This is a genomic window from Nocardia sp. NPDC004860 (assembly GCF_040609015.1).
Classification (GTDB): domain Bacteria; phylum Actinomycetota; class Actinomycetes; order Mycobacteriales; family Mycobacteriaceae; genus Nocardia.
Map to the genome: position 1 here is coordinate 1 of NZ_JBEXJI010000039.1, position 21089 is coordinate 21089.

Sequence of the window (21089 nt, forward strand, 5' to 3'; positions counted from 1 at the left end):
TCCCCCCCTAAAAAATCTTGGCCACATCGTGACGCCCGCTTAATTCGCCCCCTCCACCCCCCCCCCGGGCGCCCAGGACTGCGCCGCGGCGCAGTCCTGCTCGCAGGCGGGCGGCCCGGGGCACCAGCACACCCGGACACTTCCTCGAGCCGACACTGGTCCGTGATCACGCCGCCGCCGTCGCAACAACCGAACACTGTGGACCGGTATTTCCGGCAGTGCTACGACGACCCGGAAACCGTCTCCACCTGGTCGAAGGACGCTCACACCGCCTCGGCGACTCGGCGTGGAATCGCGATGCCGATTACGCGACCTCGATTGCCGAACGCGTCGACGTCGACACGGTATGGGTGAATCAACATGACACGCCTAGCCTTTCGGCTTCGCCGACCCGCAGCGTCAGCTCGTCGCGGGCACTACCGCCATCGAGAAGTTCCTGCGCTGCAGGGTGATCGGTGTGCACATCGATGACGAACCGAGGTGATCCCCTTGCCGCAACTGCCCACCGCTCGGCCCGAGGCCTCGCACCGAAACCACTGACGCCTGGCGGTGACACGGCCCGAGCGACAGAGACGCGGGGCTGCCAGGACTCCGGCTGCGGACACGATCCGACCCCCGATCGTATTGTGTCGTAGGGCTTTTCGCGTCGCGGCTTGCTCAGGCGGCGCCGGCGGTGGGCTGCCCGATGTCGAGGGCGGGTTCGCGGGCGGCGCGCAGGATGAGGTGGAGCAGGGCCACGACGAGGGTTTGATCGAGGGGGCTCCAGGTCAGGGACATGCGGTTGTGGACGAAGCCGACGGAGATGCCGGAGCGGGGGTCGGTCCAGCCGGTGGAGCCGAAGGCCCCGACGTGGCCGTAGCCGCGGGGTGCCCGCGCGGCGGGAAGGCTGTGATAGCCCAGGTGCCAGAACGGGACCAGCAGGCTGTGGTCGAGGCGGTAGGTGCGGATGCGTTCGAGTTCGCGGACGGTCGGGGTGGACAGGTAGGGGCGGCCGTCGACATATCCGTCGCAGGCCAGGGCGCTGTACATTTTCGCCAATGCCGTTGCGGTGCAGACGGCATTGCCGGCGGGGAGGGCGGTGTCGAGGATGGCGGGGTCGTCGCCGCGGAAGATGGATTCCAGGCCGGGCACGTAGATCGAGGAGAGCGGGGCGCGCAGCAGCCGGGGCAGGCGCGGGACGGCGGCGGCGACGGGGGCCGGGATGCTGCGTTCGGCAAGGGTTTTCAGGGAGCCGACGAGATGGGCGGGCCGGGTGCGGGAACCGGCGGGCGGGCGGCCCAGGTGGATGCCGTCGACGCCGAGGGGGTCGGCGACCTCGCTGCGATAGAGCTGGGTCATGTCGCGGCCGGTGAGGGCGCGGGCCAGCCCGCTCATGAGCCAGCCGATGGTGAGGGCGTGGTAGATCGGCGTGCCCAGCAGGTCATCGGGTTTCGCGGCGGCCAGGCGCGCTTCCATGAGTTCGTGGTCGAGGACCTCGCCGGGGGTGGCGGCGGGCAGCGCCGACAGGCCGGCGCGGTGGCTGAGCAGTTCGGTGACGGTGATGCGGGCCTTGCCGTTGGCGGCGAACTCGGGCCAGTATTCGGCGACGGGCGCGGAGTAGTCGAGCAGACCGCGGTCGGCCAGCCGCGCCAGCACGGTCGCCGAGACACCCTTGGACGCGGAGTAGACCATGGCGCCGGTATCGGCGGTCCAGGGGGTGCCGTGGGCGTCGGCGGCGCCGGCCCAGACATCGACGACCGGTTCGCCGTGCTGGTAGACCGCCAGTGCGCCGCCGTTGCCGCGGCGGCCGGCGAAGACGCGGGCGAAAGTCGTGATGGCGGAGTCGAATCGGGGTTCGGCGGTGCCGTGCACCCCGGTGGGCAGTCCGGCAGCGGCGGCGGAGCTGGAGGTCGTCATCGATCCACGGTAGCGGCGCGGCGGCCACCACGACAAGATGTGTCTGGGACAATTTTCCGGCGTGGTGGAGAGTTCGAATGTCGGTGCCGTCTGCCACAGTGACGGTCATGGATCCGGTGACCTTCCCCGACGCCGCCGCCTTCGACACCTGGCTCGAAGCCAATCACGCACGCCCGGAAGGGGTTTGGATCCGCATGGCCAAGAAGGGCTCGGGCATCGCCACCCTCACCGAGGACGAGGCGGTCGATGTCGGGCTGTGCTGGGGCTGGATCTCCGGGCAGCGCAAGGCCTTCGACGCCGACTACTACCTGCAGAAGTATGTGCCGCGCCGCCCGCGCAGCCACTGGTCGCAGGTCAATGTCGACAAGGTCGCCCAACTCACCGCCGCCGGGCGCATGCGCGCACCCGGACTCGCCGAGGTCGAAGCGGCCCGCGCAGATGGACGGTGGGCCGCGGCCTACCCCTCGCAGGCGAACTTCACGGTGCCGCCGGATCTGGCTGCCGCGCTGGCCGATCGGCCCCGCGCCCGGCATGCCTTCGACGCCCTGGACCGGACCCGCCAGTATGCGATCGTGCTGGAGTTGCTGCGGGCGAGAACCGCGACAACCCGCGCTTCGCGCCTCGACAAGGCGCTCGACAGCCTCGAATCACACTGAAACCGACCGATTCCGGGTGCCCGGATCATAGCGGGCACCCGGAATCGGTTCGTGCCGGATTCAGTTCAGACGATCGGCCAGCAGCGGCGCGAGGGTGCGCAGCACCTCGAGATAGTCCCCCGCCACGACCTGCGGCGCGACATGGTTCGCACCGGCGCGCACGTGTTCGGCCAGCCGGTCGGCGATCTGGGCGGCGCTGCCGTGCGCGACGACCGCGTCCACGAACCTGTCGCTGCCGGGCTGGGTCAGGTCGGTCTCGTCGAAACCGAAGCGGCGCAGGTTGTTCACGTAGTTGACCAGGCCCAGATAGAACCCGGCCTTCTCGCGGCCGGCGACCCGCGCCCGCGCGCTGTCCTCGTCGAGGACCACCTTGTGCTCGCTGACCAGCAGCTTGTCGGGGCCCAGGATGCCGCGCAGCTCGGCGGTGTGCTCGGGCACGGTCAGATACGGCAGGGCGCCGGCGCTGCGCTCGCGCGCGAGTCCCGCCACCCGCGGGCCCAGCGCGGCCAGTGCGCGTCCCTCCTGCGGGACGCCGCGAGCGTCGAGGATGTCGAGGTAGTTCACCAGGGCGTCATAGGGTTTGGTGTAGGCGCCGGTGTGCTCGGGGTGACCGACGCCGATGCCGAGCAGGAACCGGCCCGGGAATTTCTCCGCGAGCCGCAGGTAGGTGTCCGCGGCCGCCTCGGCGGTGGAGCCCCACACGTTGACGATGCTGGTCGCCACGACGATCGATTCCGATCCGGCGAGCAGTTTCTCGTAACCGTCCCAGTCGGCCGGCGGTGATCCGCCCAGCCAGACCGCGCCGTAGCCGAGCTCTTCGAGTTCACGCACCGCTTCGGGGGTGAACTGCGTGTAGAACTGCCATGCACCGAACTTGCCCAGGTAGTCGAATGCCATATCAGCGGCCAACACATCAAGATCACGACGCATTCCCGTCGGCGCTGTCGAATTCGGCGCGCGCGGCGAGCACCTCGTCCATGTGGCCCTCGGCCCACTGCTGCAGCCGGGTCAGGATCACCAGCAGGCTCTGCCCGAGCGGGGTCAGCGAGTAGTCCACGCGCACCGGCACCTGCGCGGTCATGCGCCGCGCCACCAGGCCGTCGCGTTCGAGGGTCCGCAGGGTCTGGGTGAGCATCTTGTTGCTGACCGCGGCCACGGTCGCGCCGATCTCGCCGTAGCGGCGCGGTCCCGGGCCGAGCGCGGCCAGGACCAGGCAGGTCCACTTGTCGCCGATGGTGCCGAGCATCTGGTTGGTGGGGCAGGCGGCGAGGAAGGCGTTGTACTCGACTTTGGCCTGTTCCCGGCGTTGCGCGGCGGTGGTGGTCGGCATCGTCACTCCCCTTGCGGGCCCGCCCGCGAGCCCGGATCGACAACTGGCTGTGCAGGTACAGCCGACGCGGTGGCGTGCGCATTCCCGCCCGCCGGGACCGGTCCGGGTCGCGATCCGCGCTCTCACCGGTGACCTGGGTACTTTTCGGTGCCTACTGGCCGGGCGCCCGGACACCGACCTACGGTGAATCCACGCCCCGCCCCACCCGGCGCGGCGGCGTTCCACCGGTGGACCTTCATTCCTTCACAGTCACAGGAGCATTCCCATGCGTGCTGTTGCTTTCTCCCGTTTCGGCGGTCCGGAGGTCCTCGACCTGATCGACACCCCCGTACCCGTCCCGGGACCAGGTGAGGTGCTGGTGAAGATCGCTGCCGCCCCGGTCAATCCGGTCGATATCGGGGCGCGGGCCGGGGCGTTCGCCGCGCTGCTGCCCGAGCGCGACCATTACGTGCCCGGCGTCGAATTCTCCGGCTGGATCGAGGCGGCCGGTCCGGGTGTGGCCGATGCCGAGCCAGGTCGGCCGGTGGTCGGGCTGATTCCGTGGCTGGCCACCTTCGACGGCGCCTACACCGAGTACGTGACGATCGCGGCCGAGCTGGTCGCCGCCGCCCCGACCGGCGTCGATCTGACCGCCGCGGCGACCCTGCCGCTCAATGCGATCACCGCGGACCTGGCCGTGGCGGCGGCCCCCGGAGCCCGGGTGCTGGTGACCGGCGCGGCCGGCGGTGTCGGCGGATACGCGGTGCAGTTGGCCGCGGCACGGGGCGCGACGGTGATCGCCGTGGCCGGGCCCGGGGACGACGACCTGGTGACGTCACTGGGTGCGAGCGAATTCGCTACGCGTGGTGAGGATCTGGGGCAGCGGGTGGGCGCGGGCGGCGTCGACGCCGTCATCGATGCCGCGCTGCTGGGTGCGTCACTGCTGCCGCTGGTGCGCGACGGCGGCGCGTTCGTGGCGTTGCTGCCGCCGGTGACCCCGCCCGCCGAGCGCGGGATCACGGTGACGACGGTGCAACAGGCCCCCGACGGCCGCCGCCTGGCCGAACTGGTGGATCTGGTCGAGGCGGGCACGCTCACCCTGCGCGTCGCGGAGACCTTCCCACTGGCCGAGGCCGCCGCCGCGCACGCTCGCTTCGAGAAGGGCGGCCTGCGCGGGCGGCTGGTGCTGCTCCCCTAGGCGGCTTCGGGTCGGCCCTGGGCGCGGAATTGTCCGGGCGCCACCCCGAATTCGCGTTTGAATGCTTTGGCGAACGCGTATTCGGAGGTGTAGCCGGACTTTTCCGCGACCACCCGCAGCAAGGCGTCGGACTCGCGCAGCAGCCGCGCCGCGCAGGTCATGCGCCACCAGGTCAGGTAGGTCAGCGGGCCGGTGCCGAGGGTGGCGGTGAAGCGTTGCGCGAACACCGAGCGCGATACCCCGGCGCGGGCCGCGAGGGACTGCACCGTCCACGGCGCGCCCGGCTCGGCGTGAATGGCCTGCAGGGCGGTGTGCACGGCCGGATCCCGCAATGCCGCAACCCATCCGGTGCCGGCGGGGTGGGCGTCGTGCCAGGCGCGCAGCATGAACAGCAACAGCACCTCCAGCAGCGGCGCGATCGCCCCGGACCCGTCCTGGGTGTCGAGCTCGTGACCGAGCAGATCGATGGCGGCACGCAACGGGCTGTGATGGCCGACGCGGGCGGGCAGATGGATCACCTCGGGCAGTTCCGCCAGCGCCGGGTGCGGGCGCGAGTCGTCGAGAGAATAGGCGCCGCACAGCAATACGGTCTCCGCGCCGGACTCGCCCCCGTCACGTCCGGGTTCGGGACTGTCGGCGATGGCGTGGCCGCGGCTGCGCGGCATGAACGCCACGTCACCGACCTGCAGGTGCACCGGTTCCCGGCCGTCGGGCAGCAGCCAGCACGAACCCTGCAGCACCACATGGAATCCCGCGCTGTTGCCCTGCGCCGGGAAGTGCGTGCGCCAGGGCGCGTGCTTGACGGTCCGGTTGGAGTGCGGGGTGCCCAGCCGCATCGCGGCGACCGCGTCGCTGAGAATGTCCACCACCCAACCGTACCGGGCATTCCACCGTCACCGGACGATCGGATATCGGGACCGGACTTTCGAGCATGGATCGTCCGGATCGTGATCCATAGCGTGAACTGCGAGCCGATAGAGCGGCTCGCACCCTTCACTCGATGGAGTTGTCTCCCATGCGTATTGCCGTGCACGGCGCCAGCGGTTTCACCGGTTCCCTCGTCGTGGCCGAGCTCGTCCGCCGCGACCTCACCCCGGTCCTGGTCGGCCGCGACCCGGACCGCCTGCGCCGCATCGCCGATCAGGCCGCGATTCCGGACGCCGAGATCCACGTCGCCCACCTCGAGGACACCGCCGCCCTCACCGCCGCGTTCGCGAGCACCGACGCGGTGATCAATGCCGCCGGACCCTTCACCCGCTGGGGCGAACCGGTCGTGCGCGCCGCCATCGCCGCCCGCCGCCCCTACCTCGACACCACCGGCGAGCCCGCCTACCTGCACAAGATCCTCACCACCTACGACGAACCCGCGAAACAGGCCGGGGTCACGGTCATTCCGGCCGTCACCGACGACGGCGTGCCCGGTGATCTCATCGCCTCGCTCACCGCTGCCCGCCTCGGGGCGCCGATCACCGAGGTGGTCATCGCCGACCTGCGCCGCCCGGGCGCCGCGTCCCGGGGCACCGCACGCTCGATGGCCGCCATCATGGTCGCCGAGCAGATCGAATATCGCGACGGCAGCTGGCAATCGGTGCAGGAACCGGAATCCACCCTGCTCGAACCGGGCGAGGCCGAGCCAGTGCCCATGAGTACTCTCGCGCTGCCGGGCGTCTACACCATCCCCCGTCATCTCGAGACGCCTCGCGTGCGCGGGGTGATCCGCAGCGAGGTCGGCGAGCTGTTCGCGAGCCTGAATTCCGAAGTCGCCGAAACCCTTCCGGAAGTCCCCGACGCGGCCGCACTCGACGCCGCCCGCTGGTTCATGCTCGCCGAGGTCACCGGCGTGGACGGCCGCCGCGCCCGCGGCTGGGTGACCGGGTTCAACGCCTACGCCTCCACCGCGGTCATCGCCGTCGAGGCCGCACGCCGACTGGTCGCCGACGGCGCTCCCGCCGGAACCCTCGCCCCGGCACAGGCATTCGACGCCGCGAGCTTCCTCGACCACCTCGCCACCACCGGGGTGACCTGGCAGGTCGAGGAGCTCGCCGCCGTCTGAACTCCGTGCCGCACCCGGACGCCGGTGCCCGGCACCGCGATCGATCGGTGCCGGACATCGCACTCAGCGTCCCGCGTCGACCTTCGGGAAGGTGTCGCTGACCAGCGTGAGCAGCGCGTCCGCGAGCAGGTGGTGCACCTGCTCGCGGGTCAGGCTGCCGCGCACGATCCACTCGCGCCCGGCCGCTTTCACCAGCCCGCCGTAACAGCGCACCAGCGCTCGCAATTCGGCCGAGTGCAGCGACTCGCTCAGCCCCATCATCTGCACCATGCGGTCGGCCGCGGCATAGTCGGCCTCGTCGAGGATGCGCTGCACCTCGGGGTCGTCGCCGACGCCCTCGTGCCCGGTGACCTTGACCCAGGTGCTGCCGTGCTCACCGATGGTGTCCAGCAGCCACGAGACGCTGGCGTCCACCCGCTCCCGGGTGGTCCCGGCGGGCACGATCATCTTCTCCGGCCGCGGCAGCGTCACCATCCGCCGCACCACCGCGAGATACAGGTCCCGCTTGTTGCCGAAGTAGTGATTGATCAGCCCGCGCGCCACCCCGGCCCGCTGGGCCAGCTCGGCGGTGGACACGGCCGCGTACGGACGTTCGCCGAACATGTCGATGGCGCAGGACAGGATCTGCGCCCGGCGTTCGTCGGGTTCGAGCCGGCGACGGCGCGATGGCGCGTCCCCCGCGTCCTCGGACGCGGGCGGCTCGATGTCGATATCAGAGTGAGCGGGCAATGAGATCCTTCATCACCTCGTTGGCTCCCGCGAGGATTCGCAGGACCCGAGCGCCGGTGTACAGCTGGGAAATCGGGTATTCGGTCATGTATCCATAGCCGCCGAAGAACTGCAGGCAGCGATCCACCACAGTACCGAGTTGGTCGGTCAACCAGTATTTCGACATGGCCGCGGTGGGGATATCCAGCTCACCACGCAGATGCTTGGTGATGCAGTCGTCGAGGAACACCCGCCCGACCTTGGCGATGGTCGCGCACTCCGCCAGCTCGAAACGGGTGTTCTGCATGGCGAACAGCGGCTTGCCGAACGCCTCGCGGCCCTTGGTGTAGTCGACGGTCAGCTCGACCGCCTTCTCCGTCATCGCCACCGCCATGATCGCGGTGACCAGGCGTTCCTGGGCCAGCATCTGCATCATCTGATAGAAGCCCTGACCCTCGGCCGGGCCCAGCAGGTTCGACACCGGCACCCGCAGGCCGTCGAAGAACAGCTCGGCGGTGTCCTGTCCCTTGCCGCCGATCTTGGACAGGATGCGGCCGCGGGTGAAACCCGGAGTGTCGTCGCCCACTTCGGCGAAGATCAGCGAGACACCGGCCGCGCCCAGGGCGGGGTCGGTCTTGCAGGCGATGATGATGCCGTCGCACAGCCACCCGTTGGAGATGAAGATCTTCGACCCGGTGATGACGTACTCGTCGCCCTCACGCACCGCGCGGGTCTTGATGTTCTGCAGGTCCGAGCCGGTCCCCGGTTCGGTCATGCCGATCGAGAGCACCATCTCACCACTGGCCGCCTTCGGCAGCACCCGCTTCTTGAGTTCCTCGGACCCGAACTCGTGAAGGTAGGGCGCGATGATCGAGGAGTGCACCGACATGCCCAGTGAACCGTCACCGCAGTGCGCCTGGGCCTCGATGATCGCCGCCTCGTGGGCGAAAGTGCCACCGCCACCACCGTATTCGGACGGGATGGCCGCGCACAGCAGGCCCAGTTCACCGGCGCGGTTGTAGAGCGCGCGGTCGGGATGCCCCTGGGCGATGAACTTCTCCTCGTGCGGAATCACCTCCTTCTCGAAGAAGGTGCTCGCCAATCCTCGTACCGCCTCGACCTCGTCGTCGCTCCATGCGGGGCGTGCCATCGTCCGTTCCTCGCTTGCCTGAAAAGGGTGCGCCTGAGCGCCTCGCCCCTCAGCGTGCACGGCTATTGGCGGCGTGTCAACAATGCGTCAACAATCGCCCGACCGGGACTGATTCACCTCGGCCAAGGTCGAGAAGATCGGCGTGTCCCCACTCGCCTCGATCCCCCCGCCCAGGACCATAAGGGCCGCACCCGCGTCCTGGCCCTCATCGACGACATGGACTACATCGAGGAATTCCTCACCGCCCTCACCACTGAGACCCCGGACACGGTGTGGCACGCCCTCATTCAGGTCCGCGACGAGATCCCCGCCCGCCTGCAAACCCGGCTCGCCGAACGCGCCCGCGAACTCGGCCGCGACGACGACGCCGACGACCTCGCACCCCTCGGCACCACAGCCAACTGACCGCACCCCACACCACAACGCCCGGCCCCGCAACGGCCGGGCGTTTCCCATATCCGGCCCTTTGAGAGAATGGCTCGTCCACCACCCCGCGCACGAAGGATCACCGCAGCTTCCGATGGCCGAGCACACCACCCCGGTACCACAGTCCGACGCACCGGCCATCGACCCCGGCGACCTGGCCATCTGCCTGCGCGTCCTCGAACAGGCCGGACAGCTCGACAAGGAACACCCGGACTCCGTCACCGTGCAGCGGGCCGTCGCGCACATGTTCAAGAAGTTCAAGCGCAACAAGCGCATCGCCGCCCGCGACGCCATCTCCGAAGCCGACCGCGAAGTCGTGGCCGCCACCGCCACCGGCTCACCCAACCGCATCGACGACGAAACCGCCGGCATCCCGATCAGCTCCACCACCACCGGAGCCAGCGCCGGAACCCTGCTGCGACCGCGCCCTTGCTACATATGCAAACAGCGCTATACCCGCGTGGACGCCTTCTACCACCAGCTCTGCCCCGATTGCGCCACCAAGAGCCACGCCAAACGCGACGCCCGCACCGACCTCACCGGCAAACGCGCCCTCCTCACCGGCGGCCGCGCCAAGATCGGCATGTACATCGCCCTGCGCCTGCTCCGCGACGGCGCCCACACCACCATCACCACCCGCTTCCCCAACGACGCCATCCGCCGCTTCGCCGCCCAGCCCGATAGCGCCGACTGGCTGCACCGGCTCCGCATCGTCGGCATCGATCTCCGCGACCCCGCACAGGTCGTCGCACTCGCCGATGACATTGCCGCACAGGGTCCACTCGACATCCTCATCAACAACGCCGCACAGACCGTGCGCCGCACCACCGGGGCCTACAGCGCCCTGGTCGAAGCCGAGAACGGGCCCCTGCCCGCGGGGGAACTGCCCGACGTGATCAGCTTCGGCAAGACCATGCAGGCGCACCCCACCGCGCTCACCGCCTCCCTCACACCCGACCTCACCGCGGCCGACATCACCGACCTGGCCCTGGTCGCCGGATCGGCCACGCCGGAACGCATTTCGCAGGGCGTCGCCATCGATGCGGGCGGACTCGTCCCCGACCTCGCCCACACCAACAGCTGGGTCCAGACCGTCGGCGAGGTCGACGCCACCGAACTGCTCGAAGTGCAGCTGTGCAACTCGGTCGCACCGTTCATCCTTATCTCCCGGCTGCGCCCGTCCATGGCCGCGGCGTCGGCCCGGCGCAAGTACGTGGTGAATGTGTCCGCCATGGAAGGCGTTTTCGCACGCGGCTACAAGGGCGCCGGCCACCCGCACACGAACATGGCCAAGGCCGCACTCAACATGCTGACCCGCACCAGCGCGCGCGAGATGTTCGAGGGCGACAAGATCCTGATGACCGCCGTCGACACCGGCTGGATCACCGACGAGCGGCCGCACTACACCAAGATCCGCCTGGCCGAGGAAGGCTTCCACGCACCCCTCGACCTGGTCGACGGCGCGGCCCGCGTGTACGACCCGATCGTCCGCGGCGAAGCCGGCGACGACCTCTACGGATGCTTCCTCAAGGACTACGAACCCTCCAACTGGTAACTCACCCCACTCGGCCTGCCCTGGCCCCTCCCCTCTTGGCTGCTTTTGAGGGTGATGGGGCTGGTTCAGGACTTTTCTAACGTGAGGGTGATTCATGTTTAGATGCGCATATGTCCGTATCGATATGTTCTATCCACTATTCAACGACGCCATGCCGGTTCAGGCCCCCTTTCCCGCCGAAGGAGACTCCCTATCCGTGCTCAGGCCTCTCGGACAGCACCCCGCCCTACCCCAACGTCCCAGCGCAGGACCATAATCGACGCACTCCCCCACTACGAGAACGGACGATCTCATGAGTGGAAAATCCTTGACCACCACGCTGCGGGAGCGACTGCCGTTCCTGCGCTGGTCGGTGATTCGATTCGCTTTGGGCGGGCCGACTTTCATGCGGACCGGGCAGGTGGGCGATGGCCGTGAGGCCGCCGCGCGGGACTACGTACTCACCCATTCCACCGCGGGTGATCCGGAGAGCGTGCTCGCGGCCTACGACGGCTTCGCCCGTACACAGAGCATGCTGGTGAACGTCGGGGACGAGAAAGGGCTGATCCTCGACGCCGCCGTGCAGCGGGCTGCGCCGGAACTGGCGCTCGAGCTGGGCGGTTACTGCGGATACAGCGCGGTCCGGATCGGGCGGGCCCTCTCCCCCGGGGCGCGCCTGGTGTCGGTGGAGCTCAATCCCGACAATGCCGGGATCGCCCGGACCCTGCTGGCACATGCCGGGCTCGCCGATCGGGTGAGCGTGGTGGTGGGCACGATCGGCGACGGCGGGAAGACGGTCGAGCGGCTCGCGAGCGAGTACGGATTCGGTTCCGGCGCACTCGATTTCGTCTTCATCGATCATGACAAGAGCGCGTACCTGCCCGATCTGAAAACCATCCTGGCGGCCGGCTGGCTGCATCCGGGCAGCATCGCGGTCGCCGACAATGTGCGTATCCCGGGCGCCCCGGAGTACCGCCGCTACCTGCACGAGGCCGAGGGCGCGAGCTGGCGGACCATCGAGCACGACACCCATGTCGAATACCAGTCGCTGCTCAAAGATCTTGTCCTGGAATCGGAGTACCTGGGCTGATCACTTCTATCCTGGGGTCATGGGCTACCGGCTGCTGGCCGACGCGACCGCGATCGTGCACTTCCTGTTCGTGGCCTATGTGGTGGTGGGCGGTTTCATCGCCTGGCGCTGGCCGCACACCATCTGGCTGCACCTGCTCGCCTTCGGCTGGGGTTTCAGCACGGTGCTGTTCACCATCGAGTGCCCGCTGACGAATCTGGAGAACTGGGCGCGGCATCGGGCCGGCGAGGCGGGCCTGCCGTCCAGCGGGTTCATCGACTACTACATCACCGGCGTGCTCTATCCGCGCAGCGCCCTGGAGGAGGTGCGGGTGCTCGTGGTGATCTGTGTCGTCGTGTCGTGGGTGGGCCTGTATCTGCTGTCGCGGCACCGGGCCGCTACGCAGCGGTCCTGATCGCGCGAATCGGTGTGGTCAGAGCAGCAGTCAGGGCGAGTGCCGTCGCGATCAGCAAGGCCAGCAGCGATTTCGCCGCGTCGGCCGGGGACCAGCTCGCGACCTCGATGGCCGGTTGCAGGGCGGTGGTGGGCAGGTAGGGCTGCACCGATGGCACGGCCGACACCAGCAGGCAGCCCACGTAGACCACGGCGGTCACCCCGGCGGCAATACTCGCCGAGCCGAACCGCGCCGCCAGGGCCGCGGCGAACACCGCGAACGACACCACCGCGAGGGCTTGCACCGCAAGCGAACCCACGGCCGGACCCAGCGGATAGGACCCGAACAGCGCCCAGCACTCGTACAGTGCGACCGCGGCCCCGATCGAGGCAGCCGCGGTGATCACGGCTGCGGCGACCAGGATCCGGGGCAGATAGAGCCGCACCGGCGAGACCTCGCGACTGAAGTAGTAGATCCCGATCGGATCGGTATTGCGCAGGGCGCATGCCTGCGCGGCCAGGATCATGGCCACCGCCGCGACCAGCAGGCCGGTGTTCTTGACGTACTGCTGCAATCCGTCTCGCCAGTCGGGCACGCGCAGCAGCTGGATCTCCGCGGAGTGCCCGATCAGATCCGGCAGGTACTTCGCCCCGAGCAACGAGACGAATCCGAACAGGACGAACGCGGCTACCAGGGCGACCAGCCGGCGCGTGCGCAGCCACCGGTACCACTCGACCCGGAATACGGTGCGGTTCACGACTTCTCCCCGATGGCAGCGAAGAACGCGTCGGTCAAGGTCGGACGGGTGATGCGGATGTCGTCGAGCAGGCCGCTGTGAGCGGACGCATCCGCCAGGGCCGGACCCCACTGCGGCTGCTCGGCTTCGATGATCCGGCCGTCGGTCATGGCGATCCGCAGGGTCGGCGCGGCGGTGTGCTCATCCAGGAATTCCCCTGTCTCCCCGGCGAAGACGGCCCGCCCGCGATGCAGGACCAGCAGCCGGTCGGCGAGATCCTCGACATCGGCGAGCAGGTGGCTGGAGAACACGACCGTCATCCGAGTGCCCAGATCCCGGATCAGCCCCAGCACGGCGGCGCGGCCTTCGGGATCCAGTGCGCTGGTGGGTTCGTCGAGAATGAGCACCTCGGGCTCGCGGACCAGTGCCGCGGCAATTCCCAAGCGCTGCAACATGCCCCGGGAGAACCCCCCGGCGCGCCGGTGGGCGTGCCGTTCCAGGTCGACGGCCGCGAGCGCCGCGTCTACGGACCACGTGCCGGCGCCGCGGGCCGGTCCGATGGCCATGGACTGTTCGAGGACCTCCCGCGCGGACAGCCAGGGTTCGAAACCCGGTGTGTCCGGGCAGTATCCGAGGGCGTCCAGCCCGACCGGCACCCGCACGGCGCCGCCGGTCACCGATTGCAGGCCCAGCACCGTGCGGATCAGGGTGGTCTTGCCCGCGCCGTTGAGTCCGATCAGCCCTACCACCCCGGGACCGTCCACGGTCCAGCTCACGGTGTCGAGGGCGAGGAAGTCGCCGAAGCGCACCGACACATCGGTGACCTCGAGGTGGGGCTCAGCCACGGACCGTGTCACCGTCCCGGCCGACGATCAGGTAGATGATCCCGCCGAGCGGAATGCTGATCAGGCAGATGATCGCCCACGCCCATTTCGGCAGGTACTTCACCCGTGTGCGGGACAGGTCGTACCAGCAGAAACCGACGAAGCCGAGCCCCACCACGATCAGGGGCACCAGTGCGGCTACCGGAATGTTGGACACCGCGATTCCTCTCTTCAGCGCGAGCGCGTGATTGCTACCAGATGTGCGAACATTATCAATGCCGATAGCAGTGGTGCTAGTGTCCAGCCTGTGGAATCCGTCGAACTTCTGCTGCACCCGGTTCGGCTGCGGATCGTGCAGGCATTCCTCGGCGACCGGACCCTGACCACGAGCGAACTCAATGCCGAACTCGGCGATGTGCCGCCCGGCAGCCTCTACCGGCATGTCGCCAAGCTGGTCTCCGCCGGCGTCCTCGACGTCGTCACCGAGCGCCGTGTACGCGGCACCGTCGAGCGCACCTACCGGCTACGCCTGAGCGCCGCCCAGATCACCCCCGACCAGCTCGACGCCATGAGTCCCGAGGACCACCGCCGCGCCTTCATGGGCTTCATCGCCGGGCTCATGGCCGACTTCGACCGGTACCTCGACGGCGGCGATATCGATTACCTGCGAGACGGAGTCGGCTACCGCATGGCCGGTCTGTGGCTCGACGATGCCGAATTCGCCGACTTCGCCCGCGATCTGGGCCGCGTGCTGGCCCCGCGCCTGGCCAATGGCCCCGCGCCGGGCCGGAGGCGTCGTATCCTGCGCACCATCCTGATCCCCGACTCCCCCACCCCCGGAGGCGAAACCGCTTCGGGCCCGGCATAATCGCGCTGGCCGTCACAGCGAACGAAGGGGAATCAATGGGTGGCACATCGATCGGGTCGATCTTGCGCGAGCGCGTGGTGTATCCGATGCGCACGGCCGTCAGCACCGTGCGCGGACTCGGAAACTTCACGCGCACCGGTCAATTCGGCGATGGCCGTGAGGCCGCCGTACGCGACCACGTTTTCGCGAACGCCGAGCAGGGCGATCCGGACAGTGTGCTGGCGGCCATCGACAAGTTCGCCCGCACCCGGAGCAACCTGGTGAACGTCGGGGACGAGAAGGGCCTGCTGCTGGATGCCGCTGTGCGCAAAGCGAATCCGACGCTGCTGCTCGAACTGGGCACCTATGTCGGCTACAGCGCGGTCCGCACCGCCCGCACCATGCCGGAGGGCGCGCGCCTCATCTCCGTGGAGTTCAGCGCGGCCAATGCGGAGGTGGCCCGCGCCATCATCGCCCATGCCGGGCTGGCGGAGCGGGTGACCGTGGTGGTCGGCACCATCGGCGACGGCGGCGAGACCATCCGGCGGCTCACCGACGAGCACGGAATCACCGAGGGCGCACTCGATTTCGTCTTCGTGGACCACGACAAGTCCGCGTATCTGGCCGACCTGAAGCACATTCTCGCGGCGGGCTGGCTACACCCGGGCAGCATTGTCGTCGCCGACAATATGCGCGTCCCGGGCGCTCCGGACTACCTGCGGTACATGCGTGAGGCCGAGGGCAAGACCTGGCGCACCGTCGAGCACGACACCCACATCGAGTATCAGTCGCTGCTCAAGGACCGGGTACTCGAGTCGGAATACCTGGGCTGAGACGGCTGGAAAACCCGGGCCGAGACTGTTTCTCGGCCCGGGCACGGGTTCAGCGACGCCGCAGCGTCACGGGCAGATCGTCCTTCGGCAGCGGCGTCGCACTCATGTCCAGGGGCATGACGTAGTCCTGCGGCACCTCCCACTCGAAGGTGTGCAGCAGCTGGTGCACGATCGTCTTGATCTCGAGGCCCGCAAAATGCTGTCCGAGGCACTTGTGCGCACCCGCCCCGAACGGGGCCCACGCCACCCGGTGCCGCTTGTGCTCGGCGCGTTCGTCGGAGAAACGCTCGGGATCGAATTCCTCAGGATGCGACCACATATCGGGGCGGCGGTGGTTGACGCTGATCGGGACGACGACGAAGGATCCCTTCGGCACGAAATAGCCGCACACCTCGGTGTCCTCCTGCACCGCGCGCGGGAAGATCTGCACCGGGGTGCACAGCCGGGTGGTCTCCTTGATGATCCAGTCGAGTTCGGTCAGCTCGGCGAGCTCGTCGTAACCGAGTTCGAAGGCCATCTCCAGTGAGCGCGCTCGCGCGCGCTTCTGCCATTCCGGGTATTTGGCCATGTTGTAGACGACCCCGGACAGCGTGGTCGTGGTGGTGTCGTGGGCGGCGGCCAGCAGGAAGATCATGTGGTTCACGATGTCCTGGTCGGTGAACCGGTCACCGTCGTCGCCCGCGGCCTGACACAGCATCGAAAGCAGGTCGGTGCCCGGGTTTTCGCGGGCGGCGACAATGCGGTCGGCGAGGAAGGCCGCCATGGTCTTGCGGGCGCGCATGCCCCGCCACCATCGGTTGCCGGGAATGGCGACGCGCACCATCGCGCCGCCGGCCTGCAGGATGTCCATGGTGGCGCCGCAGATGCGCTCGGCTTCGTCGCGCGGCAGGCGCGCGCCCATGAAGACCTCCAGCACGATGTCCAGGGTGAGCCGCTGCAGGTGCTGATGCATGAGCACCGGATTACCCTCGGCCACACTGCCTTCCGGCAGCTTGCTCAGGTGGCGGTGGGCGATCTCGTGCATGTCCTTCAGATACGACGTGAGGGCGCCGCGACCGAAGGCCTGCTGCATGATCGAGCGGTGGCTGCGGTGCTCGTCGAAATCCAGCCGGACCAGACCTCGGTCGAAGAACGGTCCCTGCAGCGGCGCCCACGCCGGACCGTTGGCGAACACCCGGTCCTTGTTCATCAGGATGCGCTGTGCCGCTTCGGGGCCACCGGCGATGATCCACTTGTCGCCGAACATGTTCAGGACATAGAGCGGGCCGTAGGCCGCCTCGTCCTCGAAGGCGGCCCCGGTGGGGTCGCGCCGCTGCCGTTGCAGCTGGGCGATCCAGTGCGTCGCGGGCCCGCTGATCTGCTTCAGATCACTGCCCTCGGGCGGAGCGGCGACGAATTGTGTTCTGGGCATTGAGAACCCCCTCCTGCTACGAAGACGCAACGGAGGAAGCTACCCGCACGAAGACGGGGTGCTCAACTCGAGCGCCCCGGAACCGCCGCGGCCAGCGCGCGGGTGATCAAATCGCCTATCGCGGGCAGGTTTTCCGGCAGATCCAGATAGAAATGGCCACCCGGGAACGTGGCGAGGTCGAATCCGGCGACGGTGTAGTCGCGCCACTCCCCCGCCTGCGCGGCCGAGGTGGTCGGATCGGCGGAGCTGACCAGCGCGGTGATCGGCGCGCGCAGCGGCGCACCGGGCTCGTGCCGGTAGGTCTCCACCGCGCGGTAGTCGCTGCGGACCGCCGGCAGCACCAACTCGGCCAGACCGGGCTCGTCGCGCAGGATCCGCACCGACGCCGGATCGTTCGACAGGCGTTCCAGATCGGCGATGAGGCCCTCGTCGGGTCCGGCGTGCAGGCTTCCGGTCTCGGCGAAAGCCGGTGCGGGACGGCCGGAGACGAACAGGTGGGTCAGCTCGCGCCCGCCCGCCTCGACCCGGCGGGCGGCCTCGTAGGCGACGGTCGCGCCCATGCTGTGCCCGAAGATGGCCAGGTGCACGTCCCGCGGCCAGGCCAGCAGGTCGGCGGCGGCCCGATCGGCCAGTTCGGTGAGTTCGGGCACCGGCGCGTCGCCGAGGCGGTCCTGGCGGCCGGGGTACTGCACGCCGAACACCGCGGTACCCGAGCCGACGCGCTGGGCCAGCGCGCGGTAGGCGGTGACCGAGCCGCCGCCGGGCGGGAAGCAGACCAGCACGGTTGCGGGGCCGGGAGCGGATTTCAGTTCGCGCAGCCAGGCGGTTCCGGTGAGTTGTTGGGCTGTCATCCGATCGAGTATGCCGTGAGATGTGCCACCGTGGTCGGACCCGGTGCCGGCGATACAGTCGGATGGTGGCTACCTACGACGCGCTGGTCGGTGAGTACGAGGCCGGAATAGGCGTCCCCGGCACACCGCTGCCCACAGTCGATCCGGGTGCGAATCTGGCTGCGACACTGCCGGTCTGGGCGCTGGCGGGCGGTGCGGTGGCGGCCTTCGCCGCGGCGGCGGATCGCTGGCGGACCACCTGCGGCGTGACGCCGCTGGGCGGTACGGTCGACCCGGCCCGGGTCGCCGCGGCCTTCTCGAGCGAGCGGCTGTTCCGGCTCCACGGCGAACCGCCGGACATCTTCGCAGAGTTGTCGGGATTCTTCAGGGCTGCGGACGCATGGGTGCGTACGCACGCCAACTATCCGCATCATCGCGCCCGGCTGCTGGCCGCCGTGGAGTTGCCCGGCACGGCCGGTCGCGAGGATTTCGCCCGGCGCGCAGCGACACTGACGGCGGCGGATATCGAGCAGCGGGCCGGCGAGCACGGTGCGATCGCGGTGCGGGTCCGCCCCGAGCGGGAGTGGGCCGACAGCCCGCAGGGCAAGGCCGCCGCCTCCGGCCCGCTCGTCGCCGTGGCCGAGCGCGGCGATCGGGGTGGATTCGAGTGCCCCACTGCCGCAACACAACTGCTCCCGCTGCGCGGGATCCGGGTGCTCGATCTCACCCGGGTCATCGCCGGACCGGTGGCGACGCGGGCATTGGCCCTGCTCGGAGCCGATGTGCTGCGGATCGACCCGCCCGGGTTGCCGGAGATCGGCTGGCAGTACCTGGACACTTGTCAGGGGAAGCGCTCCACTGTAGTCGATTTGCGTACCGGACTTCCTGTTTTTCGCGAATTGATCAGCAATACAGACATAATCATCTCGGGTTACCGACCAGGCAGCTTGGAACGCCTCGGAGTACGACCCGGGGAAATTCGCCCGGGAATTGTGCACGGCCGAGTTTCGGCCTGGGGCGAACTCGGCCCGTGGGGTGATCGACGCGGTTTCGACAGCATTGTGCAGGCTGCATCCGGAATTTCGCTCATCGAAGGCACACAGAATAATTCGCGGAGCGAATCATCCGTGGGCGCCCTGCCGGCCCAGGCGCTCGATCACGCCAGCGGATACCTGCTCGCCGCGGGCGTACTCGACGCGCTGTGCGCGCGCCGCGGCGACGGCCTCGGCCGCGATGTCCGGGTTGCCCTGGCCCGCACGGCATCCTGGCTGATCACCGCGCCGGGCCGGACGCCCGCCCACGCACCCGCCGCGGCGCCGGATGTCCGATACGCACTCACCCACGACGCGGTGACCACCGCCGGACCCGCGCTGACCGAGTATCCGGACCATCCGTGGCCCGCTCCGGCCCACGGTTCGAGTGCTCCCGAGTGGAAAGCCCGACCGGACGGTTCGTAACGCGCGCGAATGTATACAACGCGCTGCACGCACACCCGCAAGTGCATCAGCGAATTAGGCGAATTGGCTTGCAATACAGCGCTTTCAACACGCCGGACTTATCCCACGTACGGCGTTAATATTTGAGACCCTGAAACCGACATCAAAATTGTCGACCCGTATGTCGACATGCGGATGGAGGACGTCATCGTGGACACACCTACTCCCTTGCTCACCGCCGCCGGCGACGCCGGCGCCACCTCGGTGGGGAGACGGGAATGGGCCGGATTGGCGGTGCTGGCGCTGGCCTGCCTGGTGTACTCGATGGACCTCACCGTCCTGCACCTGGCGGTACCCCAGATCAGCGAGATACTCCGCCCCACGAGCTCCCAATTGCTCTGGATCATCGACGTTTACGGATTCCTGGTCGCCGGGTTGCTGCTCACCATGGGCACCATCGGCGATCGCATCGGCCGGCGGCGACTGCTGATGGTCGGGGCGGCCGCCTTCGCCGTGATCTCGGTGATCGCGGCCTTCGCGCCCTCAGCGCCGGTGCTGATCGGCTGCCGGGCCCTGCTCGGCGTCGCCGGGGCCACCCTGGCGCCGTCCACACTCTCGTTGATATTCACCATGTTTCGCGATCCGGGCCAGCGCTCCATCGCGGTCGGGGTGTGGGTGGGGTCCTACTCGGTGGGCGGCTCCATCGGGCCGCTGGCGGGCGGCCTCATGCTCGAGCACTTCTGGTGGGGCTCGGTGTTCCTGCTCGCGGTGCCCGTCATGGTGTTGCTGATCGTTCTCGCGCCCCGTGTGCTCCCCGAGTTCCGCGATCCCGACGCCGGCCGCCTGGACCTGGTCAGTGCCGGATTGTGCACGACGGCAGTGCTCTTGGTGGTCTTCGGCATGAAGAAGGCCGCTCAGGACGGTCCGGGCGCGGCCGCGGTCTCGGCGCTGGCGGCCGGCCTCGCGATCGGCGCGCTCTTCGTCCGGCGACAGCTCAATACCAGCGAACCCATGCTGGATCTGCGGCTGTTCCGGCTGGGCAGCTTCCGCACCGCGCTCACCATCAATATGGTCGCGATCTTCGTGGCCTTCGGGTACGCCCTGTTCGTGGGGCAGTATTTCCAACTGGTGCTGGGCATGTCGCCGCTGCGGGCGGGTCTCGCCACCATCCCGGCGGGCCTCGGCTTCATGATCGGCTCGCAGGTGGGCCCGCGCATCATGAAGGTGATGCGGCCCGCCTACATGATCGGCGGGGGCATGGCCATGGCGGCGTGCGGACTGCTGCTGCTCACCCGGATCACCGCGACCGGCGGCGTGGAGCTCACCATCGCGGCATCGCTGCTGGTGTCCTTCGGGCTGGCACCGGTTTTCGGCATCACCACCGAGCTCATCGTGGGCACCGCGCCTCCGGAGCAGGCGGGCGCGGCCTCCGGGCTCTCGGAGACCGGGGCCGAATTCGGTGGGGCGCTGGGCATCTCCATTCTCGGCAGCATCAGCATCGCCATCTACCGCAACCAGCTCAACACCACCCTGCCCTACGGGGTGCCGGAGCCCGACGCCCGCACCGCCCGCGACACCCTGGGCGCGGCACTCGAAGTCGCCCGGACCATGCCGGGGAAGATGGGCAGCGCCATGGCCGAGGCGGCCAAGCACGCCTTCCTGACCGGCATGCACCTGACCGCCGCCATCGCGGCGGGCGCGGCGCTGCTGCTGGCCGTCATCGCCATGACCCGGCTGCGGCACGTGCCGCCGGGCTGAGTTCACCCGGCCGGCCGGACG

At 69.0% G+C, this 21089-nt stretch carries 22 protein-coding genes and 1 pseudogene; 12 read left to right on the forward strand and 11 right to left on the reverse strand.

From position 1 onward, the window contains the following. Window positions 1-134: 134 nt before the first annotated feature. Window positions 135-452: pseudogene (locus tag ABZV44_RS40830) on the forward strand (hypothetical protein); the annotation flags it as partial. Window positions 453-657: 205 nt separating this feature from the next. Here the strand turns inward: ABZV44_RS40830 and ABZV44_RS40835 are convergent. Beyond that, window positions 658-1896 (reverse strand): serine hydrolase domain-containing protein, encoded by a 1239-nt coding sequence (locus tag ABZV44_RS40835; protein WP_354849181.1) that lies wholly within the window; start codon window positions 1894-1896, stop codon window positions 658-660. 77 nt (window positions 1897-1973) lie between these two features. Here ABZV44_RS40835 and ABZV44_RS40840 point away from each other — a divergent pair, with 77 nt between their 5' ends. Then, window positions 1974-2552: a YdeI/OmpD-associated family protein gene (locus tag ABZV44_RS40840; RefSeq protein ID WP_354849184.1), complete on the forward strand. Its 579-nt coding sequence runs from the start codon at window positions 1974-1976 to the stop codon at window positions 2550-2552. A 60-nt stretch (window positions 2553-2612) separates the two neighbouring features. Here the strand turns inward: ABZV44_RS40840 and ABZV44_RS40845 are convergent, their stop codons facing one another. Further along, window positions 2613-3449, reverse strand: a complete 837-nt coding sequence (locus ABZV44_RS40845) for an LLM class F420-dependent oxidoreductase (RefSeq protein ID WP_354849187.1) — start codon at window positions 3447-3449, stop codon at window positions 2613-2615. A gap of 22 nt (window positions 3450-3471) precedes the next feature. Next, on the reverse strand, window positions 3472-3882 hold the full coding sequence (locus ABZV44_RS40850) for a helix-turn-helix domain-containing protein (RefSeq protein ID WP_354849190.1): 411 nt from the start codon (window positions 3880-3882) through the stop codon (window positions 3472-3474). 265 nt (window positions 3883-4147) lie between these two features. Here ABZV44_RS40850 and ABZV44_RS40855 point away from each other — a divergent pair, with 265 nt between their 5' ends. Continuing rightward, complete coding sequence (locus ABZV44_RS40855) at window positions 4148-5059, forward strand: NADP-dependent oxidoreductase (RefSeq protein WP_354849193.1); 912 nt, start codon at window positions 4148-4150, stop codon at window positions 5057-5059. Here ABZV44_RS40855 and ABZV44_RS40860 read toward each other — a convergent pair. Continuing rightward, a complete protein-coding gene (locus tag ABZV44_RS40860; protein ID WP_354849196.1) occupies window positions 5056-5925 on the reverse strand; it encodes an AraC family transcriptional regulator in 870 nt (289 codons plus the stop codon). The genes ABZV44_RS40855 and ABZV44_RS40860 overlap by 4 nt on opposite strands. Before the next feature lie 134 nt (window positions 5926-6059). On the opposite strand from ABZV44_RS40860, the gene ABZV44_RS40865 reads away from it, so the two are divergent. Next, the gene (locus ABZV44_RS40865; protein ID WP_354849198.1) at window positions 6060-7112 is read left to right on the forward strand and encodes a saccharopine dehydrogenase NADP-binding domain-containing protein; all 1053 of its coding nucleotides are present in this window, start codon (window positions 6060-6062) and stop codon (window positions 7110-7112) included. Window positions 7113-7175: 63 nt separating this feature from the next. Here ABZV44_RS40865 and ABZV44_RS40870 read toward each other — a convergent pair whose 3' ends face one another. Both ABZV44_RS40870 and ABZV44_RS40875 read right to left on the reverse strand, forming a co-directional pair. Beyond that, the gene (locus ABZV44_RS40870) at window positions 7176-7817 is read right to left on the reverse strand and encodes a TetR/AcrR family transcriptional regulator (RefSeq protein WP_354849371.1); all 642 of its coding nucleotides are present in this window, start codon (window positions 7815-7817) and stop codon (window positions 7176-7178) included. A 7-nt stretch (window positions 7818-7824) separates the two neighbouring features. Beyond that, complete coding sequence (locus ABZV44_RS40875) at window positions 7825-8970, reverse strand: acyl-CoA dehydrogenase family protein (protein WP_354849201.1); 1146 nt, start codon at window positions 8968-8970, stop codon at window positions 7825-7827. A gap of 216 nt (window positions 8971-9186) precedes the next feature. On the opposite strand from ABZV44_RS40875, the gene ABZV44_RS40880 reads away from it, so the two are divergent. From ABZV44_RS40880 to ABZV44_RS40895, 4 genes are all read left to right on the forward strand, one after another. Beyond that, window positions 9187-9375, forward strand: coding sequence for a hypothetical protein (locus ABZV44_RS40880; protein WP_354849203.1), 189 nt, complete (start codon window positions 9187-9189; stop codon window positions 9373-9375). A gap of 115 nt (window positions 9376-9490) precedes the next feature. Then, the gene (locus tag ABZV44_RS40885) at window positions 9491-10951 is read left to right on the forward strand and encodes an SDR family NAD(P)-dependent oxidoreductase (RefSeq protein WP_354849206.1); all 1461 of its coding nucleotides are present in this window, start codon (window positions 9491-9493) and stop codon (window positions 10949-10951) included. Between the two features lie 292 nt (window positions 10952-11243). After that, window positions 11244-12020 (forward strand): O-methyltransferase, encoded by a 777-nt coding sequence (locus ABZV44_RS40890; protein WP_354849208.1) that lies wholly within the window; start codon window positions 11244-11246, stop codon window positions 12018-12020. 19 nt (window positions 12021-12039) lie between these two features. After that, window positions 12040-12414: a DUF2784 domain-containing protein gene (locus ABZV44_RS40895; RefSeq protein WP_354849210.1), complete on the forward strand. Its 375-nt coding sequence runs from the start codon at window positions 12040-12042 to the stop codon at window positions 12412-12414. Here ABZV44_RS40895 and ABZV44_RS40900 read toward each other — a convergent pair. The 3 genes from ABZV44_RS40900 to ABZV44_RS40910 are packed head-to-tail and all read right to left on the reverse strand — an operon-like array spanning window position 12398 to window position 14170. Further along, a complete protein-coding gene (locus ABZV44_RS40900; protein WP_354849212.1) occupies window positions 12398-13150 on the reverse strand; it encodes a hypothetical protein in 753 nt (250 codons plus the stop codon). The two genes, ABZV44_RS40895 and ABZV44_RS40900, sit on opposite strands and share 17 nt — an antisense overlap. Beyond that, window positions 13147-13974, reverse strand: coding sequence for an ABC transporter ATP-binding protein (locus ABZV44_RS40905; protein ID WP_354849215.1), 828 nt, complete (start codon window positions 13972-13974; stop codon window positions 13147-13149). The genes ABZV44_RS40900 and ABZV44_RS40905 overlap by 4 nt, the downstream gene beginning before the upstream one ends. After that, window positions 13967-14170: a PLDc N-terminal domain-containing protein gene (locus ABZV44_RS40910; protein ID WP_354849218.1), complete on the reverse strand. Its 204-nt coding sequence runs from the start codon at window positions 14168-14170 to the stop codon at window positions 13967-13969. The genes ABZV44_RS40905 and ABZV44_RS40910 overlap by 8 nt, the downstream gene beginning before the upstream one ends. Before the next feature lie 90 nt (window positions 14171-14260). Here ABZV44_RS40910 and ABZV44_RS40915 point away from each other — a divergent pair, with 90 nt between their 5' ends. Next, window positions 14261-14821, forward strand: a complete 561-nt coding sequence (locus ABZV44_RS40915; RefSeq protein ID WP_354849220.1) for a helix-turn-helix domain-containing protein — start codon at window positions 14261-14263, stop codon at window positions 14819-14821. 86 nt (window positions 14822-14907) lie between these two features. Then, complete coding sequence (locus ABZV44_RS40920) at window positions 14908-15633, forward strand: class I SAM-dependent methyltransferase (RefSeq protein ID WP_354849374.1); 726 nt, start codon at window positions 14908-14910, stop codon at window positions 15631-15633. A gap of 49 nt (window positions 15634-15682) precedes the next feature. On the opposite strand, the gene ABZV44_RS40925 is transcribed toward ABZV44_RS40920, so the two are convergent. Together ABZV44_RS40925 and ABZV44_RS40930 are read right to left on the reverse strand one after the other, a co-directional pair. Beyond that, on the reverse strand, window positions 15683-17044 hold the full coding sequence (locus ABZV44_RS40925) for a cytochrome P450 (protein ID WP_354849223.1): 1362 nt from the start codon (window positions 17042-17044) through the stop codon (window positions 15683-15685). 62 nt (window positions 17045-17106) lie between these two features. Continuing rightward, window positions 17107-17895, reverse strand: a complete 789-nt coding sequence (locus ABZV44_RS40930; RefSeq protein ID WP_354849226.1) for an alpha/beta fold hydrolase — start codon at window positions 17893-17895, stop codon at window positions 17107-17109. Between the two features lie 65 nt (window positions 17896-17960). On the opposite strand from ABZV44_RS40930, the gene ABZV44_RS40935 reads away from it, so the two are divergent. Continuing rightward, window positions 17961-19331: a CoA transferase gene (locus ABZV44_RS40935; protein WP_354849229.1), complete on the forward strand. Its 1371-nt coding sequence runs from the start codon at window positions 17961-17963 to the stop codon at window positions 19329-19331. 189 nt (window positions 19332-19520) lie between these two features. Further along, a complete protein-coding gene (locus ABZV44_RS40940; protein ID WP_354849231.1) occupies window positions 19521-21068 on the forward strand; it encodes an MFS transporter in 1548 nt (515 codons plus the stop codon). Window positions 21069-21089 lie beyond the last annotated feature (21 nt).